The following is an 18,520-nucleotide window of genomic DNA, read 5'->3' as shown; positions in this document are numbered from 1 at the left end:
GAGAGGGGACGGGCGGAGCACCCCGCAGCCATCTGGGTGCGTACCGGCGCATCGTAAACGGGGTTCGGCGGCCGGGCTTCGATCATCAGGTGTCTGTAGTGGCGCACTGCCGCCTGTGTCGTACCTGGGTGGCATGCTCAAGGCGTGACTCAGGTCCAGCCCACCTCGACTAGATCACGCCAGCGCCGAATCGAGGACACAACCCGTGGCCGCATCCGGTCGTACCTGCGCTCGAAGGACGATTGGAACCCGGCCCGCGGCCTGAAGAACCTGACCGAGCAGGCGGTCCGCGACTACGAGCACCGGGCCGTGGTCGAGCTGGTGCAGAACGCACACGATGCGCACGATGGCGGGGAGCGGACCGGACGGATCCTGGTCCGGCTCGATCCCGATGAGGGCGAGCACGGCGTGCTGTACGTGGCAAATACGGGCAACGGCTTCGACGACAGCAACTTCGACGCGATCAGCGACGTTGCCCGGTCGGACAAGCGGCCCGACGAGGGCATCGGCAACAAGGGCATCGGCTTCAAATCGGTCCTGCAGCTGTCTCGGTCACCCGAGGTCTATTCGACGGCGGCGGACCTCGACGACGCCTACTCTTTCCGCTTCGCCACAGGCCCGGAGCTGCGCGATCAGCTGATCGGCATCGTCGGCCCCGACATTGCCGCCGACGTCGCCGACATCGAGCGCGATGTCTTCCACCTGTGTCTGCCACTCCCCCAGCCGCACCGGCCGACGGCGGTGATCGAGTTGCTTGCCGAGGGGTACGCCACAGTAGGGCGACTGCCACTCAAGAGCGACGACGCCCGCACGGACGCGATGGCGCAGTTACGCCTGCTTGGCGGGACACCGCCGACGCTGCTGTTCTTGCGTCGGATCTCCGAGCTGACCGTCGAGATCGGCGGACGGCAGCCGATCCGCGAGACTCTGCGCCGGCGCGAGACGCCACTGGCCGGCTTCGACAGCGGGGTCTCGGCATCGATCGTGGATCTGAGCCCGGCAGGTCGGTATTTCGTGGCCGACAAGCTGGTCCCCGAGGCGACGCTGACCGAGACGATCCGGCGGAGCATCGAGGGCGACCACATTAGCGAGGGCTGGCGGGACTGGCGCGGCGACGCCCACGTGTCGATCGCCGCGACCCTCGGCGACGAGTCCGGCAATCACCGCCTCTACACCCACCTGCCGATGGGGCGGGACGCCCGGGCACCGCTGGCCGCGCACGTCAACGCGCCGTTCTTCGCCAAGCTTGCCCGGGTCGGTCTCGAGCAGTCCGTGCCACTGAACGACACCTTGCTCGACGAGGTCGCGATGTTGTGCGCACGGCTGCTGCTCGCGGCGCGCAGCGGCGACGTGCCGATCGATGTGGACACCCTCGCCGACCTGCTCTCCTGGACGGCCGAGGACGCCGGGCGACTGCGGGACGCGTTCCGTGCCCTCGGCCACGACGCCGCTACCGTACATGTGGTGCCCATCGAGGGTGACTCGGGCGTGCGATCCTCGCTCTCGCAGGTTTTCGCCTGGGATGACGGCGGGAGCAGAGTGCTGACAACCGAGCGGCTGGCCCGGCGCGCGGACGTGCCGTTGCTCCCGGCCGCACTGTCGAAGAGACGCCGGGCCAGCATCGGCGTGACCGCCCGGACGCTTGCCGGTCGGACTCTGACCGCGCCGCATGAGGAGATCGCCGGCTGGGCGGAGCGCATTGCCCAGGACCTGGTGGCGGCGCCGTTCGACCCAAACGCCTGGATGGCCTTCTACGACGACCTGGCCGGCGCGGTGCGGCAGCGCACGGTCCTGCGCGGCCGCACTATCCTGATCGATGACGATGGCCGGCTGCGCGCCTGCAACAGCGACCGCGGCGGCCCAACTGCATTCTTCTCCCCGCGCTCGGACGCCGACGCGCCGGATACCGCCGGCGACGACCTCAAACCGCCGGAATCGCTGCGCCACCGGCTGTTCTACGTCTCGTCGGCACTGCCCTGGAACACCCGCACCGGAAGCATCGTCACCAAGCGGCCCGGCCGCACGCTGCTGGAAGTCGGTCTGGTCCGGGAGTACCGGGCCGCCGCGCTGCTCCGGACCATCGGGGAAGAGCTGAGGCGCAGGCCGGAGCTGGCCGCCGATGTGTTGCTGTGGACGTACCATTTCGCGACTGGCCTCGCCGATCCACCCTGGCGCGAAATCCGCGAAATGGGTCTTCACGTGCCGTGCCGCAACGGCGATTGGCTCCCCGCAACCGAGGCCCACCTGTCCAAGGACTGGGGCGGCCCCCGAGCCCGCGCTGCTCGACGACCTGCTGCGCCTCACCGCCGACGAGTTCCCCGAGATGGCCGCCCTGCGACGCCGGATCCTCGCCGGGCCGGGCGCTCCGCCGTTCTCCGGCCACCAACGCGAGCGGTGGCGGGAGTTCCTCGGGCACATCGGCGTGCGGGCCGGCCTGGTCCCAGATCCGGTGCCGGATTCGCTGCTGAACGGGCGCGGCGACGCCTTCATGGGTAATTACTTCACCCTCCCGCGCGCCTTGACCGCCGGGGCCGGGAACCTTTGGCGCCGGGCGACCGGCCGCGCTCGGCCGGAGGGACGCCGGCCGCAGACCACATACCTCAGCCGAAGCCCGCTCTATCGCCTGGCCGGCCAGGACGACCACGCGCGCTTTCCCGGTCCGGCCCGGATGGCGTACGCGCGGCTGATCGCCCACGGCCTCGCTACCTGGCCTCACGAGACGCTCACGGTGACCGTGCGGCGGTACAACGACGGCACGGACGCCTTCGATCTGCCGACGCCGGCCGCGGCCTTCCTGAGTGAGGCGGAGTGGCTGCCGGTCACCGCCCCGCGCGACCGCAGCAACGTCACCTATCGCAAGGCACGCGAGGCCTGGTCAGATCGGGGGGACGCGCTGCCGTTCGCAGCCGTCATCGCGTCCAGGGTCCGCAGCCTGATCCACGCCCGCCCGGCCGCTGAGGCACGGGCTGCCCGCCTCGGCATCCGCACCTGGGACGACCCGGCCACAGCGGCCGACCGGGTCCTGCTGCTGGCCCAACTGCTCGAGACCGGGCAGGTGCCGGATACGGTGGTGCCCCCGTTCCGCAACGCGTACGAGGACGCTTGGACAGATTTCGTCCGCCACCGCTCCGCCGGGACGCCGCTCGACCGTCAGGGCCGGGCACCGCTGGTGGTCACCCGCGGCACCACCATCGAGGTGATCGATCTCGCTGTCGCGGCGACCGATCCTGTGTTCGTGCAGGACACGGACGAGCGGCAACGACTCCGGATGCTCGAGCAGTGCGAACTCCCAGTGCTCCGCCTGCGCCGCCCGGAGGCGTCCGCCGTCGCCGACCGGCTGGTCGCGGCGTTCGGCGCTCGGGTGCACCGGATCTCCGGCGTGCACCCGGCGGTGACCGTCGACGGCATCCCGTTCACCTCGTCGGACGCGCCGCCGCTGCTCGTGCAGCCGGACCAGGACTGGTTCGCTGACCTGGTTGCCGCTGTGATCGACCTGCGAGGGCGCAGCGTCCGGGCCAGTCGGACGGACGTGCTGCGCCGGGCGAATACCATGCTCCGCCGGATCCGCGTCGTGGAGGCCGACCGGATCGAGGCGGGCTTCGGCGGGGCTACGATCGAGGCGCGGCACTTGGCCGTGCCAGACGACGCCCATCCAACTGTCCTGCTGCTGCGCTCGCCCGACCGCCAGCGGCTACTGGAACGCGCCACCGCGGCCGTCGGCGAACTGCTCGGTCATCCGTCGCTGGACGAGTCCCTCCGGCTCGCCCTGATCGAGCTGGCCCGGAACGGCTACGGCCCCGACCAGTCTCCGTCGCCGGCCGCGATCGCCGAGGTCCTCGGCGAACCGGTCGCCAGGGTGGAAGAGGTGCGCGCCGCGATCCGCCGGCCCGACGAGGTCACCCTCGAGGTTCTCGTCCCGCTGATCGCCACCCTCGACCCGGCCCGCGCGCACGATCTGGACGGCGACGACACGACGGTCACCCCCGGCGAGATCGCGGCATGGCTGTGCGACCGCAGCGACGCCACGGCCACACCGGACGCGCTGCTCCAGGCCGCCACCGAGGGCCTGGACGCGGCTCGGCGGTTGCTGGGTATCGAACTGCGCCCGTTGAACGCTGCGATTCGGGCGCTCGGAGCGCCGTACCATCCTCTGACCGACCCGGAGGGGATCGCCCAGCAGTTCCGGGCCTTCGTCGCCGAGCGCACCGGGCCGATCCTCGATGCCCTGCGGGCGGCTTTCCTCGCCGACTTTCGGGCCGGCCGCCCGCTGGACCGGTACGTCGCGCAGCGGACGCTGGCGACCCTCGGCCCCGATCCGGAATGGGCGCTGGACTACTTTCCCACCGTCCCCGCTGCCCGGATGATCGAGCGAGTCAACGCCTGGCTGGCCGCGTCCGGCGCCGGTGATCTCGGCGTTGATGCCGGGCTCGAGCCGCTCGACCGGCTGCGGATCGGCAACCGCACTGCGGCACTGAGCTGGGCCGCCGAGGCCGCCCGGGTCGTCCGGGCGTACGAAACCCAGCGCGGCCTTACCCCGTCCGGCCTGCCGGGTGAGCCAACCGCGGTCGCCGACGCGGCTAATGGCGCCGGGATCCTGGACTTCGAGCCAGTCGACGCGGACCGCTTGCTGGCCTGGGCCGCGGACACCAAGCTCTGGCCCGCCGGCATGCCGCACTCGACCGACCTGGGCACGCTCGGCCTGCCCGCCGACGCCCTCGACCTGGCCCGAAAGCAACAGCGGGAAATCCGCGACCGCCGCGAGCTGGAGCGCCGGACCGTCCAGATCGACGGGGTTCGGCTGGTAGCCGACGAGACGAACTACGCAGGGATCGCCGCGGCCGTTCGGGCGAGCATCACGCCCGAGTTCCGCGCCGCCAATGGTCGCACCTCACTGGAGGCCGCCGCACGCCCGTCGCGCCGTGCCCCCGGTTGGGGCGGCCCTGGGACGACCGCCGCCCGGCAGAGCCGGCCGCCGGAGGCCAAATTGGCTGCAATCGGTCTGGCCGGCGAGATCGCGGCGCTGGAGTGGCTCAAGGAGCGCTACCCGGGCCTGAACGAGCTGCAGTGCTGGCATTCCGGCTATCGCAACCAACTGCTCGGCGACGACGGCGGGGACGACACCCTCGGGTACGACATCCTGGTCGAGCAGGGCCGCCGGCGTCTGATGTTCGAGGTCAAGGCATCCGACAGCGACGCGTCCGAGTTCCTGCTCACCCCCGCGGAGATCACCCGAGCACGGGGCCTAAAAAGGAACGAGCGCTACACGATCCTCTTCATCACGAACGTTCTTCAGGGAGCCGAGCGGCGGATCCATCTTCTGCCCAACCCGTTCGACCCGGCTCACAGCGGCGTCTACCGGCCGATTGGCGACGGCGTCCGTTATCGGTTCACCATCGCCTCACCGTGAACTTGCCGGACAGCCCTTCGCGGTCGACGACCTCGGCCAGTGCCCTGGCAGGCAGTTGTCTCGACGGCCCTGCCCGTGCAGGTCGTCGGTGAGGGCGAGACGAGCTGCCAGACGCGCCGTCAGCCCCGGGGATTCCGTAAGCGACGACATCTCGATCGACCTGCGAGAGCAGGAAAGGCTGGCAGAGAGGGCGCGAAAGCTGGCCACAATTGCGTCGGTCCTCATGAACGTATCCAGTCTGCCCTTGGCGGATGATCGTGCGTGCTGGCGTCGGGGCCAGCGAGGGGGTGCCACTCACCAGTGAGCCCGGCCAGGGCAGCGGCCACTTCTTGAACTTCGGCGCGTACGTAAGTCATGGTGGTCCCAATGTCGTTCGTGCCGCTATGTCCGGCATAGGCGCGGGCTACCGCGTAGCTGAAGGCGCGTTCTACCCAGGTCAGGGTGGTGTGGCGCAGCCAGTGGGTGCTGACCTGCTGCGCCGCAACCCAGGGCAGGTGGGTGCCGATGCGGTGCCATAGGTGGTCGTAACGGCGGTAGGTCAACGGTCGGCCGTTTCGGTAGCGCAGCAGACTTCCGTTGCGGTCGTCATCGCCACGTTGGGCGTGGTGTGCCAGCAGGTGCTGCGTCAGGGTCGGTGAGATCGGTTGCCAGCGGGAGGTGCCGCCCTTCTCTCGTAGGTAGATCAGGCACTGGTCTGGATCCAGGTCTCGCGGGCGCAGTGCCAGCGCCCCGCCGCGGCGGCAGGCGGTTTCCAGATGCAGTCGGATCAGCAGGCCATCCAGGTGTGGGTCGTTGCCGGTGGTGGTGGCGATGTGGATGATCTCAGCCAGTTGCGCCTCCGGGACAGCGCGGCGGATGCTTGCCAGCCGGCGGGGCTTGGCGACCTTGGCTGCGGGGTTGTCGGCCTCGCGGATCAGTCCATCCATGACCGCATGCCGGTAGATGCAGCGCATGGCGGCGATCAGGTGTTCGGCTGCGGTACGGCCACCGCGCGTGTTGCGGCGCACGACCACATCGCTGCGGATGCCCTCAGCTAGCCGTTTGATCTCCAAGGGCGTCGGCTCGGTGATCCGCCGTTTGCCCCAGTGGTGGCAGATGCGTCGCCAGTACGAGCCGTAGACCCGGCGGGTACCGGGTGAGACCGCCTCGGCAACCTGGCCGACGTACTCCTCGAACGTCGGCACCGCCACCGACGCTGCCGTCGTCTCGGTGAGCAGTTGCTCAGGGGTGATACCCAGTTGCTTGAGCAGACTCCGCAGTGTCTCAAGCTGCGCGTTACGGTGATCCATCGGCGCGGTCATCGTCGCGTCTGGCTGTCGTCTGGCTGGCGGTAGCGGACAACCATGGCGTCCACTGCGGCCATCGGAATCACCAGCAGTTCGTTGCGCTGCCGGTTCGCGGCGACCAGCACCCGATCTCCGGTGACGATCCCACATCTGCGGCGCGCGGAGAGCGGAAGCCGCAGATGACCACGCCGGTCGACTCGGCCACTGCCGCCGGTATGGACGACGACAATCGGGCCAGGTTCATTCACGAACGTCACCGCCTGCCCTGCGGGCCAACCCATGAACGCAAGTACGGACCGATCGGCAAGCCGTCCATCGCGGTCGACTGGCGTGACTACGCAGCGGACGTCAGATCCGCGCGCAGTGCCCACGAGCGTTGGAATCGGCAACGCCGGTGACGGTTGTAGGTATTCGCCGATGGATGCCTGCGCGAGCCGACCTACACCAACAGCGTTCCGCGCAGGCGGCAGTGGTTCGTGCAGAAGGAAGCCTCTGTCCAGCGGCGCGCCGTCCGGTCCAGTCACGGCCTCCCCCTTCAACGACCCTCGGGTCGGAAGGGTTCTCGTGTCTGTGATGCCATCGGGCCGTGTGCCGTTGTGTGTGGACTGTGTGCGGCCGGTCATGGATGCCTGCCGTGCTGTCGCGGTGTATCGATTCGGTCGAGGGCTATGTCGTGGTAGTCGGCGTTGATGTCGATGCCGATGTATGTGCGGCCGAGCTGCAGTGCGGCGAGGCCGGTGGTGCCGGCGCCGCTGAACGGGTCGAGGGTGACGCCGCCGGGCGGAGAGCCGGCGATGATGGCGCGTAGGGGTATGTCGATCGGGTAGACGGCGAAGTGCGCTTCCCGGAAGGGGCGGGTGGGGATCGACCATACCGATCCTGGGTTCTTGCCTCGGGGGTGGTGGCTGCGGTGGGCGCGGCCGTTGGCGAGGAGGTTGTTGCGGGCCGTGTTGCTGTGGTGGGCGGCGGGGTCGGTGACGTACTTGGGCTGGTTCGCGCCGTAGGGCGTGACGCCTCGGCGGCGGGCGGTGGCCCCGATGCCGCCCTGGGTTCCTTTGCGGCGGCCACCGATGATCCTGGTTCCGTCCAGCGCCTCGGGCCGCAATAGAGGGACGCGGATGGCGTCGAGGTCGAAGTAGTAGAAGCGCGATCGGGCCAGGATGAAGATGTATTCGTGAGAGCAGGATGGCCGGTCTCGTACGCTTTCCGGGATCGCGTTGGGTTTGTGCCAGACGACGGCTTGGCGAAGGATCCACTGCCGGGTGTCTTGCAGCGCGAGAGCGACCCGCCACGGGATGCCGATCAAATTTTTGGCGGGGAGGATGTCCTGGGTGCGGGGGCGGACGAGTCCGGGTTGGGTGGTGTCGGGGCTGCGGTAGCCGGAGTAGGTGCCGCTCTGGGGTGCGCCGCCTGAGTTGAGGCTGTACGAGTCGCCGAGGACCAGCCAGAGCGTGCCGGTGGGTTTGAGGACGCGGTGGACGTGTCCGAAGACGTTGACCATCGTGTTGACGTAGTCCTGGGGCGTGGGTTCGAGTCCGTACTGGCCGGGCTGGCGGTAGTCCCGCAGCCCGTAGTAGGGCGGGCTGGTGACCACGATGTCGACGCTTGCCGCGGGCAGGGTCGCGAGGACCTGCTGGGCGTCGCCGGTGTAGAGGGTGATCTTCTCGTCCTGGTGGTACAGGAACCGGTCGGACGGATCGGAGTGGTGGCTGCTCATCCGGCCTCCCCCCGCCGTCGTGGCCGGCGCGGTCTTCGGGGTTCGCGGGTCCAGTCGGGGGTGGTGACCTGCCAGCGGGTGCGGGCGATGCGGTCGGCGCCGTGCGGCGTTCGGGGTCGGCTTGGCCGGCCCCGGCCGGGGGTGGCGGGCAGGTCGGCTGTGGTGGTCCAGCCGGCGGCGCGGAGGCTGTTGCCGGGCTCGTCGGCGCGGGTGTAGGTGATCATCCGCTGGTAGCCCATGTGTCGGGCGACGCGCCAGGCGGCGGCCAGCAGGACGGAGCAGGCGTTGCGGGATCCGTCGGTGGCCAGGCGGGTGATCTCGGCGGTCAGCCCGTCGTCGAGGTGACGGGCGAGCGGTCGCCCGACCACCGCGACCCCGAGGAGCATGCCGGCGGGGTTGCTCAGCCCGAGGGAGAACGTGTGGCCTTGGGGTGGGGTGAGGTGTTGGTGGTGGGTGGTGATGAAGTCTCTGGCCTGCCGGTAGCTGATCGGGCGCACGCGGGGGCGGGCCGGACGGCGGTGCGGGCTGGCAATCATGGGCGCACTCCGTGCTGGTCGGGTGCCACCAGGTCTGGGGTCGGCTGGTGCCGGAAGACGTAGATGTCCTCGTAGGCGCTCGGGTGTAGGGGGAAGCCGTCCCACCGCGGGGTGGTCGTTGCGGGCGGGCGGACTGGCGAGGTGGGGACGAGTCGGCCGTCGTGGGCGTCGGCGAGCACGCCGATGTTGTGCTCGATGAGCGTCAGACCAGCTCCGGCGCCGGCGGCGGGGATCGCGTCCGGCGGCTCGACCGGCGGGTGGTTGGGGTGGCGGCGGAGGGTAACCACGACGGTGGCGTCCGGTCGCAGAAGCGGCAGACAACCGGCGAGTACGGCGTTCATGCCGGCGGCGAGGTCGACACGGCGGGCGTGGTTCGCGACACGGCCCTGGAGGGGGCGTCCGTGCGGCGGTGAGGTCACCACCAGCGCGACACGTCCCCGCAGCGCCGACGGCAGCACGTCCGACAAGGCGGTCGCGTCGCCGGCCAGGACCATGCCCTGACCGGTGCCGCCGGGCCGGTTCGCGCGGTGCAGGTTCGCGTGGGCCAGCCGCACCCAGTCCGGCTCGTACTCGACCCCGATCGTGTCGCGACCCGCCGCCACCGCTTCGATCAGCGTGGTACCGACACCGGCCAGGGGGTCGAGGACCAGGTCTCCAGGCCGGCTGTACCGGATGATCGCGGCGGCGGCCAGGTCCGGCCACATCCGTTGTGGATGCGCGGCCGAGCCGGGGACGTACTTCCCGTGCCGTTGGGCGGCGACCGGGCGTTGGCCGACCAGCCACACCGACCGCTGCGGTACCGACATCCACGCCGCGCTGAGCTGCCTGTCAGCCACGGCGGCCACCCGCCACCACGAACACGAGGACATCGACGCGCACAGGGCGTCCGGTCGCCGTATCCCCGGAGGTGGTGTCGTCCTCCGACGCAGTGTTGCCGCCGGTAATAGCGATGGGGACGGTAATCACGATGATGCGTTGCAGGTAGCGCATGCCGCCCGAGCGGGCTTCAGGGATCAACCGGCGGCTCTGTTCGGGGTAGCTGCCGCCGTCCTGGGTCGGGTCGACGACGAGCACGGCGAAGCCGTCCGGGGTGACCACCAGCCGGAAAGCGCGGAACAGATCCGCCACAGCCTCGGCCGCCGGGTGCGGTCGAGGCCACCGCAGCACGACCAGGTCCACCTGGACGGCGTCGATGTCGGCGAGGTCGGCGGGCTGGGTCACAGGCAGGTACAGGCGGCCGGTCGCCGCAGCGGCTTCCCGCACGCGGGGGTCGCCGTCGAAGTCGACCACGGCCGCGTCGCGGCGGCTGTAGGTCACGACGACCCGCCGCACCAGCCGCTGGTGAATCGTCTCCGCGTTGTCGCCGTCCGCGCCGACGGCACGCCAGATCGAGATCGGCACTGGCGGACCGTCGGCGAGGTCCACCCGGAGGAAGTCGCGGTACGCGACCCCATCGGGCGGGGGCGTGTCGCGACTCGCTTGTTCGCCGCGTCGCGGCTGAGGCGACTCGCCGGGGTGTGCGGGTGTTGCGAAGGGTTCGGTCATCGGCGGGTGGCTTCCACCGGCTGGCCCGTGCTCACGACTCCCAATAGGGCGACCGGGCCCGGATTCGCGGGGGCCGCCCGGCTTACCCGACCAACAGCACCCAACAGCGACATCGGGCCGGCAGGACCCGTTGGCCAACAGGCCGCCCGTTGGGTCAAGACCGCTCAACCCGACATCTTGCCCAGAGTCCGGGCTGGTTCAGCCCAACAGCGGCCTGGCGCCACCCAACGACGTGAGATAGGCCGCCCAACAGGCGAAGCCCCGCCCCGCATTAGGCATTCAGCCGATGGGCAGGATGGACTCTGCCGGCGACACCGCCCGGTGGCAGGCCCGAGCGCCGGGCGCTGCGCTCTGCTGGGTCGGTCATCTGCACCCGGCGAGACAACAAGAAACCCGGCTGCTGCCGTTGTTGGCCAAAAACTTGGCCAACAGCAGCCAACAGGGCCTTGAGCTGTACCAACAGCCGGCGCTGTCCAACGCGCTTGAACTCCGGCCGTTCGTGGCCTGCGCCGGACCGTCGAGCGGTCAAGGCCCCGACCTGCACCCAACACGCCCGTACCCGACCACCCACCACTCACTATCCATCGGCGCACTCCGATTGTTGTTGGGTGGGTGTGAGTGGATGAGCCTGGCCGTGCCAGTCGGTACGGCGCTCCGGAGCCCCCGGGAGAGGTTCATGCCTTCCACCTCCATCCGTGTGTCGCCGCTCGACGCCCACCAACGCGCCTTCGATCTCCTCGTCCGCCGGCCCGTACCGATCGCCTTCGACGGCCGCGGCATCCCCGGCTGCCCACAGCGGCTCATGGCCCTCGACGAGCTGAAGGCCTTCCTGCTGGACCGCGACACCGCACCGCAGGTCCGCGACATGGTGTGGCGGGAGTTGGTTGTACGGGCCCGCCGTGACGGCGCCGGCTGGGGCATCGGCGCGATCGGCATCGCCATACCTGGCTTACGCAAGCGGGCCGGTGACATCGCCCGCGGCTTCCTCGGCGACGCCGAGGACATCGACGCGGAGATCCTCAAGACCTTCTGGGAACAACTACTGGAGCGCGTCGACGCCAACCAGCGCCGCGTTCTCGGGCGCATGCTCGATGCCGCCGAACGCGCCGGACTCAAGATTCGCTACGCCGACGTCACCACCGACCCGCTCGACAGCGAACCCGCCGGTCCGCGCACACCGCTACAGCCGTGGGACCACCCCGACTTCGTCCTCGCACGGGCCGTTGCCATCGGAGTGATCGACGCCGACGACGCGAACATCATCGCCGAGACCCGACTCGAAGGCGTCACCGTCCAGGTTGCCGCCGCCCGCCGCGGCATCCAAGGCCAACTCGCCTCACACTGGCGCGACCAGGCCGAAAAACGCCTGATCCACGCCATCCACAAGGGTGAACTCGCATACGTGCGTCTGCGTCCGCGCTTCGCCAGACCGGTCCGGCGAACCGCGCTGATGACCTGGCCCGGCGAATAGTCGCCCAGCAAGCCTGCCCCGAGGCCCATGGAGCAACCCGCAGCGCCCCGCCCTGGCCGTGTCCGAGGTAGACCCCGATCGCCAGCGCCATCGGAAGGGGTCCCGGGTTGGCTGAATGAGGCATACAGTCTTCCAGCGGGTGGATTGTGCGAGCGGGAGGGCGTTCGCGGGCCTTTGTCCGTTGCGGGTCAAAGTGTGGATTAGAGGTGCTGGGCGCCGGGCTACGCAGGCGGCGTGGACGGGGTGAGGGCGAACGGGCCCGGTTCGGGTTCGGTCAGGATCTGGCGGCGTCCGTGAGCTGGTCCGCCCGCGAGGGAGGGCGGCTCAGGCCACAGTCCTCGACGACCCAGCGGCCGTCAAGCCACGGCATATTGTCAAGGCCAACGCACTACGTAAGTCGTCCTCAACCTCGCCGGAACCAACGACGCTTGCCAGTTTTCGGAGCGTCCTGCCCCGCAGCGGGCAGCGGCTGCGCGTCATCGGTCAGAGGCTGAGCTACCTCCTCCGTCACCGGGCCGAACAGCATTCGACGAATCTCCTTGGCATCCTCTTCACGCCAGGCATCGAAGAGATCTAGCGTCGTAATCACCGGTTCGGTCTGAGCGGCCAGGAACTCCGGGCGACCGTATGGCTGCCGACTCCGTTCCTGTGGGGCGACCCGGAGCTGGTAGCTCAGGATCAGCGCGCCGCCCACCACCGGAGTGACACCTGGTAGCTTCTCCCACTCCCGAAGGTGACGAACAAGATCTTGGTAGGCGCGCTCCGGAGCGCTGCCACTGACACCCTTCACCTCGACCAGCCTCGCGCAACCGGCGTAGGTGCAAAGAAGATCAGCGTTTTTGGTGCCGCCGAGCTCTTCGTCGAGGTCGACGACATCGACTCCGGCCGACTCCAGTACCGCGCGGACGGCATCGACGAGTTGCTTGCCGGTGCCGTAAAGCAGACCCTCGCGGACCGGCGATGCCTCAGCTTGGGCTTCCTCGAGATCGCGCTCCAGCAGGCGTCGGCGAGTGACGTAGTCCGCCTCAAGTTCGGCCAGCGCCGCTCGCGCAACACGTTCACGACGGATCATGAGGGTTTGGTCGGTCGCGAGCTGACGCCTCGCCCGGCGCATTGCGCCTGGGACGAACTCTGGCAGCGCCTGCTCGTGCAACCACTGCAGAAGAAGTGGCCACGGCGTCTCAACGGGCACGACGTAACGCCGTTCGACACCATCCGGCGAGATCCATGCCGCCACGACCGGCTCACCGAGTTCAGTCTCCAAGATCGGCACCAGAGTGCCCTCGGCGGGATGCTGGACTCGCCCGTTGTACGGCTCAAGCGTCGCTACGCTGAGCGACAGACTGCGCCACAGCGGTACCGGGTTGCAGCTCAGCATCCGTAGTGCGAGCTGGCCGTCGGCGTCACCAAGATCCTCGGCAGCCCGCACCCGCGCCCCCTTACCGATCGGTCGACTGCTGACGCTCGTGTAGCTCTGGCCGATAGAGACGGAGTCATCGTGTTGGAAAAGGACACCACGTGGCTTCTCTTCGGGGTCGCCAATCAGGCTGATCACCAGGGCGATCTCGCCCCGGCTCTCGGCCCCCTGCCGGAAGCGGTTGAGCTCGTCGGCGCCCTGCCCAGAGTAGATGCTCGGCTGCAGTGCCACTGCACAGTCGGCGGTGTCGAATCCCACCCATCGAGGTTCAAAGCCAAGCGCAGCCCAATCGAGGGTCGCACTGGCGATCGCTGGGCGACGCTGCTTCTGCAGCCACGGTGCCGCTTCCTCACCGAGCTGGTGCTGCCTGGCCTCGATGTCGTCCCAGTAGTCGAGCGGCTCAGACCCGACATGGACCGGGATCGGAAGCTGTGTCATGCCTCAGCTCCGGCAGACCGACCAGCGAAGTGAACGGCGAGCTGCTGCATCTTGCGCAGGTACATCGGGGCGATCGTCAGGTGGACACGCGCCGTGTCCTCGTCGATTTGCCGCCCGGTCGGATGACCCACCTCGTTGCGGGTCAAGCGGATCAGGTCAGCGATGGCGTCGAGTGTGAGAGCGTCAGCGAGCCCGTCCGGCAGATCCTGTCGAACCGGCTCGATGCGCTTTCGGAACTCCGTCCACAGCGCGAAGTAGTTGCTGCGTGGTTTGGCGAGCTCCTTGGCCATGGCCGGTGCGCCAGCCATTGATGAGGCGGCGTAGGACTGGGCCATGACCAGGAAGGCGCGCTCGGCGGCGACGCCGAGCATGACGGAAGTGGCGAGGTAGCACTGCCCGTTGAAGGACCGCAGTGCCTCAGTGAGGTACAGCTCGATGAGGGCGTCGAGGCCCGGGACCTCGCAGCGGATCCGATCCAGGTAGCCGTCCGGATCACGAGGCTCCCAGCTTCCGCCCTTGGCGACTCGCTGTCCATCAGCCGAGAGGCGCCACTGCCAGTTGTCAGTGCCTGAGCCCTGGCCTGCGGTGTCTAGGTAGACCAGGCCGTCGCCGACGAGACCCCACAGCGCTTCCCAGACGTCCGCCTCGGAGCTGCCGGTCTCCTGGTGGATGATGCCCACGAGGTACGGGCGACCGAATCGCGAGTCACCTCCGCTGCCGAGGCGCCGGAGAACAGCACGCCGAACATCCGCAGTCATGAAGCCATTCCATCACCAAGGACTGACGGATTCGGGCGTGCCGACCTGACGGTCACTTCTCTAAGCGTCGGAGGAAGTCCGTGGCCAGCTCCCGCCAGCCTTTGGCCGGGACGCCACCATCGATCCACTCCGCCGCTTGGTCGACGTCGACCTTCCCGTCCGACCAGACGTTCCGCGGGTAGATGGCAATCTCGCGTCCGCTGGTGTCCCAGTAGAAGTTGAAGGTGTGCTTGCCCTCGTCGGCACGAGTCATCACCCGGACGCCGTCGCTGCCATGGCGGATGTCGGTGTCGACCTGGGAGAAGCGGTGCCGGTACTCCCACGACCGCCAGGCGCCCTCGAAGGAAAGGTCGATAGCGACCTTGTCCCACGACAGCGTGAAGCGGTCGCACATGATCAGGCCGAGGGCCATACCCTCGGAGACGGCGTTGCGCTGACGCGAAGGAGTGATCGCCATAGCCGGAAACTACAGGGTTGATCGGTGTGGCGTGGTGGACGTGGTCTGCTTGATCGGCTATGTCGGTAGGGGCGAGGTGTTCTGATGGTGGACGGTTGACCGCGGCCGTCCGAATCCGGAGGGAGGCGGTACGCCGACAGGCTGGAAGTAATGAGCTGGTAATGAAGCCGGCGCAGGTGGGCGGCGGCGAACTGCTGTGTACTGATCGAGCGTTGACTGGCACGGTTTCCGCGTTCCTCTTGGTGAGCAATGCCGTGACCACACCAATCAGGGCCAGAAGTCCACCGACGACGGCGGCACGCGGGTTTCTGGTCAGCCACCGGAAGGCGGGGACAAGTTCGCCCAACGCCAGGAGAGGAACGCCGTCACCAGGCCTGCCGCCGCCAGTACGCTGGGCAGCGCCCCGGGCGGCCTGCGAGGCCTCCCGGCTGACCGCCGAAGACGTGCATCATCGCAACGACACCGTGCAGCTCGCCCTCGGCGCCGCACCGCTGGTGCTGCCTGAACCAGTGGACCACCTGCTGGCACAGCTCGCCGAGCAGCGCAGCGACGAGCCATCCGTCGGCGGTAGCTGGATGTTCCCCGGCGCGGTCACCGTCCGGCCCTGCAACGTCGAGCAACTCACCCGCCGGCTCAACCGGCTGGGCATCCGGGTCCGCCCCGCCCGCAGCGCCGCTTTGAGGGACCTCGTCTGCGACGTGCCCGCCGTCGTCCGGCCGTGACCAGGCCATCGCTGCTGGACCTGATCGCCGAGCGGGAAGCCGCCACGGGCTTCACCGTTGGCCGGCGTTCGCGAGCAGAGCGCCGCTCTCACCGAGCAGCTCACCGCAGCCGAGACCGAGCTGGCCGAATTCGCCACCCACCCGCAAGTCCTTGCTGAGTCTGATCAGCAAACCGATGTGGTGGCACCCGCTGCGCGACAATTGACAGTCCGGCCTACCAGCAGGTCCTCGCCATGTTCCATGCCGCCACCAGCGCCCCATGCGGGCGAAGGACATCTGCCGTGCCCTGACACCGGTACTTCCGTCAAGGACACCAAGGTCTGCGCGCCAAGCTCAGCGCCCGGTCGCTCGTCAGATTCTGACCGACCCCGGTTCATCACCCTCGTCCAGTCAGTCCATCAAGCATGACTCAAACTTCTGGCCGAACACTCGGTGGACATAATTCCTCGAATCGCCCTCTCAAGCAGCGAGCACGCGTCGACCGGGCTCAGGCAGTCGCGGCCGGTAGCGCAGGCGGTGGTTCTCGGTCTGTTGGGTGGCTGTTGGCCGCTGTTGGGTTCCAGACCCCCGCAGATCTCGGCCAACAGCGGCCTTTTGCGGTCACAAGACCGATCCACCCCGACACGCCAGCCGGGTTTACGAGCGGTCTTGGGCGCCGCCCGGTGTGGGTGGTGACTCGGCCCGGCTACCGGCCCGTGCTCACCACGATTCCGAAACCTGGTGTGGAAGGAGAGTGCTTCCACGGTCTCCGCCCGTACGGGCGGCGCCTCCCATCCGCTGTCGCGCATGCCCCGCCGCCCGGCGGGGTGGGAGGTGAAGACCAGATGCGCCGTGTCCTGTCCCGTCTGTTCCTGTCCATCATGATCGTCGCCGCCGTCGTCGCCGGCACGGCCGGTGCGGCTCAAGCTGGGCCGCCGTCGCTGCTGGCGGTCAACAGCCTGGACACCGTCATCAACAACCTCATCGCCTGGATCGTCGGCATCCTCGTCGGCGTCGCCACATTGTTCCTCACCTACGGGGGTGCCCTGTACCTGATGGCCGGCGGCGACCCCGGTCAGGTGGAGAAGGCCAAGGGTGCGCTGAAGGGCGCCGCGACCGGCTACGGCTTGGCGGTGCTCGCGCCGGTGCTGATGAGCATCCTGCGCGGCATCCTCGGGACGAACTGATGTCCTGGAACCCCTTCACCATCGCGGGCGTGCTGGACGAGATCCTGGAATGGATCGCGGCACGCGTCGCGGACGTCATCGACGCCCTGTGGAGGTTGCTGTCCTGGGCGTTCCTCGTCGTGCCGGACGTGACCGCTCTGCCGCAGGTCGAGGCCATCGGCACCCGCGCGCTGTTCATCGCCAACACCTGTTACGTGGTGGCGATCGTTGCCTGCGGTGTGGTGGTCATGGGCCGCGACAGCGTCCAGGCCCGCTATGGCGTCGCGGAACTCGCGCCGCGCCTGCTCATCGGCATCATCGGCGCGAACTTCGCCATGCCGATGTGCCGGGAGCTCATCGCCTTGGGCAACGCGCTGATCCAGGCGCTCATCGGTGAGCCGGTCACCACCGACGGCTCACTGGACCAGTTGCGTCGCACGATCGTCGACGCGCTGACCAACCCGGCCAACGCCCTGCTCACGCTCGTCATCGGCGTGGTCATCGCCGTACTCGCCGCCATGATCATGGTCGGTTGGGTGCTGCGGCTGGGCCTGCTGGTGATCCTCATTGGTCTCGCACCAGCGGCGCTGGCCTGCCATGGCACGCCGTGGACCGAGCCGGCGGCGAAGTTGTGGTGGCGGGCTTTCCTCGGCGTGTTCGCCACGGTCGGCGGCCAGGGCCTCGCGCTGCACACCGGGCTGACGGTGTTCGTCAGCCCCACGGCGAACCTGCCCGCACTGGGTCTGCCCAACGATCCAACGGGCACCCTCAACCTGTTCATCGTCTGCTGCCTGCTCCTCGCGGTGACGCGAATCCCGGCGCTGGTGCGCCGGTACGTCACGGGCGGGCAGTCCCGCAACGTGGTCGGCGCGTTCGTCCGGGTCGCCATTGTCCAGCAACTCGGACGCGCGCTCACTGGAGGTCTGTGGGGTGGCGCGGGTCGTGCCGCGGCGGGAGCCGCCGCAGGCCGAACGCGCCGTGCCGGGAACCTGGTCGCCCGTGCCGGCGGGGTGCCGCTGCCGCAGCCGGCGGCGGTTCGCGGTGGTGCGATGCCCGGCCCGGTGGCGCGTCGTCCGCCGCGAACTGCTGCGGCGTCGACATCTGCTCGGCCGTCCGAGGCCCAGCCCGGCCTCGACGGGATACGACTGGACCAGCCAGCCGCCGTATCTCGGGCAGGGCCCGGGGCCGGGGCGCGAAGGGTGCCGGCGGGGCGGACTCCGGCGACGGCAATGCCGCAGCGGATGCCACGCTGGCGTCGCTGGTGGGCCTACACCGAATCCGGTACCGGCTGGCCGAGCGGCGCGTCTCGACGAGCATCTGGGACTGGCTGGCCAGCCGAGTCGGTATCAGGACCTCGCGTGCCGCCGGTGCTCCATGCTCTCCCTGAGTCCGCGCGGACACCTGCCGGCACGGGGTGGCCGGTAGACCGCCCGGCGGCGCCTGGTCCGGCAGCCGCGCGAACGGCCAGCGGCACCGGGTGGCCGTCGGTGCCCACCTACGGACCCCGGACCACCCGCACCTCAGCGGCAGCACGTGCCGCAGCCACCCCACGACCACGACCTGCGCCCCGGCCGGCTGCCGGCCATGGCAGCAGCGGCACCGGCTGGCCAGGCTGACCCCT

General features: G+C 69.3%; 15 protein-coding genes. 6 read left to right on the top strand and 9 right to left on the bottom strand.

Features of this window, described 5'->3' with window-relative positions; all coding sequences use genetic code 11:
- Nucleotides 1-144: 144 nt before the first annotated feature.
- Both Vqi01_RS30920 and Vqi01_RS31470 read left to right on the top strand, forming a co-directional pair.
- A complete protein-coding gene (locus Vqi01_RS30920; protein ID WP_239098556.1) occupies nt 145-2,496 on the top strand; it encodes an ATP-binding protein in 2,352 nt (783 codons plus the stop codon).
- Nucleotides 2,489-5,407, top strand: coding sequence for a protein NO VEIN domain-containing protein (locus Vqi01_RS31470; RefSeq protein WP_307825158.1), 2,919 nt, complete (start codon nt 2,489-2,491; stop codon nt 5,405-5,407). The genes Vqi01_RS30920 and Vqi01_RS31470 overlap by 8 nt, the downstream gene beginning before the upstream one ends.
- Nucleotides 5,408-5,628: 221 nt before the next feature.
- On the opposite strand, the gene Vqi01_RS21190 is transcribed toward Vqi01_RS31470, so the two are convergent.
- The 6 genes from Vqi01_RS21190 to Vqi01_RS21165 all read right to left on the bottom strand — a co-directional run bounded on the left by Vqi01_RS21190 (nt 5,629) and on the right by Vqi01_RS21165 (nt 10,371).
- Nucleotides 5,629-6,708 carry a tyrosine-type recombinase/integrase gene (locus Vqi01_RS21190; RefSeq protein ID WP_239098555.1) on the bottom strand — a complete coding sequence of 360 codons (1,080 nt, stop codon included), beginning with the start codon at nt 6,706-6,708 and terminating at the stop codon, nt 5,629-5,631.
- Complete coding sequence (locus Vqi01_RS21185; RefSeq protein ID WP_204036569.1) at nt 6,705-7,217, bottom strand: hypothetical protein; 513 nt, start codon at nt 7,215-7,217, stop codon at nt 6,705-6,707. The genes Vqi01_RS21190 and Vqi01_RS21185 overlap by 4 nt, the downstream gene beginning before the upstream one ends.
- 95 nt (nt 7,218-7,312) lie before the next feature.
- Complete coding sequence (locus Vqi01_RS21180) at nt 7,313-8,410, bottom strand: DNA-methyltransferase (RefSeq protein WP_204036568.1); 1,098 nt, start codon at nt 8,408-8,410, stop codon at nt 7,313-7,315.
- Nucleotides 8,407-8,946, bottom strand: a complete 540-nt coding sequence (locus Vqi01_RS21175; protein ID WP_204036567.1) for an XF1762 family protein — start codon at nt 8,944-8,946, stop codon at nt 8,407-8,409. The genes Vqi01_RS21180 and Vqi01_RS21175 overlap by 4 nt, the downstream gene beginning before the upstream one ends.
- On the bottom strand, nt 8,943-9,782 hold the full coding sequence (locus tag Vqi01_RS21170) for a TRM11 family SAM-dependent methyltransferase (protein ID WP_204036566.1): 840 nt from the start codon (nt 9,780-9,782) through the stop codon (nt 8,943-8,945). The genes Vqi01_RS21175 and Vqi01_RS21170 overlap by 4 nt, the downstream gene beginning before the upstream one ends.
- Nucleotides 9,775-10,371: a hypothetical protein gene (locus Vqi01_RS21165; protein ID WP_204036565.1), complete on the bottom strand. Its 597-nt coding sequence runs from the start codon at nt 10,369-10,371 to the stop codon at nt 9,775-9,777. The genes Vqi01_RS21170 and Vqi01_RS21165 overlap by 8 nt, the downstream gene beginning before the upstream one ends.
- A 796-nt stretch (nt 10,372-11,167) precedes the next feature.
- Here Vqi01_RS21165 and Vqi01_RS21160 point away from each other — a divergent pair.
- On the top strand, nt 11,168-11,962 hold the full coding sequence (locus Vqi01_RS21160) for a hypothetical protein (protein WP_204036564.1): 795 nt from the start codon (nt 11,168-11,170) through the stop codon (nt 11,960-11,962).
- 403 nt (nt 11,963-12,365) lie between these two features.
- Here the strand turns inward: Vqi01_RS21160 and Vqi01_RS21155 are convergent, their stop codons facing one another.
- From Vqi01_RS21155 to Vqi01_RS21145, 3 genes are read right to left on the bottom strand one after another with little or no spacing between them, the layout of a single operon-like run.
- On the bottom strand, nt 12,366-13,817 hold the full coding sequence (locus Vqi01_RS21155) for a hypothetical protein (RefSeq protein WP_204036563.1): 1,452 nt from the start codon (nt 13,815-13,817) through the stop codon (nt 12,366-12,368).
- A complete protein-coding gene (locus Vqi01_RS21150; RefSeq protein WP_204036562.1) occupies nt 13,814-14,575 on the bottom strand; it encodes a hypothetical protein in 762 nt (253 codons plus the stop codon). The genes Vqi01_RS21155 and Vqi01_RS21150 overlap by 4 nt, the downstream gene beginning before the upstream one ends.
- Before the next feature lie 52 nt (nt 14,576-14,627).
- A complete protein-coding gene (locus tag Vqi01_RS21145; RefSeq protein WP_204036561.1) occupies nt 14,628-15,032 on the bottom strand; it encodes a hypothetical protein in 405 nt (134 codons plus the stop codon).
- A gap of 443 nt (nt 15,033-15,475) precedes the next feature.
- Between Vqi01_RS21145 and Vqi01_RS21140 the strand changes: the two genes are divergently transcribed.
- From Vqi01_RS21140 to Vqi01_RS21130, 3 genes are all read left to right on the top strand, one after another.
- The gene (locus Vqi01_RS21140) at nt 15,476-15,754 is read left to right on the top strand and encodes a hypothetical protein (protein WP_204036560.1); all 279 of its coding nucleotides are present in this window, start codon (nt 15,476-15,478) and stop codon (nt 15,752-15,754) included.
- Between the two features lie 824 nt (nt 15,755-16,578).
- Nucleotides 16,579-16,920 carry a pilin gene (locus tag Vqi01_RS21135; protein WP_204036559.1) on the top strand — a complete coding sequence of 114 codons (342 nt, stop codon included), beginning with the start codon at nt 16,579-16,581 and terminating at the stop codon, nt 16,918-16,920.
- The gene (locus Vqi01_RS21130; protein WP_204036558.1) at nt 16,920-18,515 is read left to right on the top strand and encodes a hypothetical protein; all 1,596 of its coding nucleotides are present in this window, start codon (nt 16,920-16,922) and stop codon (nt 18,513-18,515) included. Before Vqi01_RS21135 ends, Vqi01_RS21130 begins: the two co-directional genes overlap by 1 nt.
- Nucleotides 18,516-18,520 lie beyond the last annotated feature (5 nt).

Source organism: Micromonospora qiuiae, from assembly GCF_016863555.1.
Classification (GTDB): domain Bacteria; phylum Actinomycetota; class Actinomycetes; order Mycobacteriales; family Micromonosporaceae; genus Micromonospora; species Micromonospora qiuiae.
This window is presented reverse-complemented; position numbering and strand designations above follow the sequence as displayed.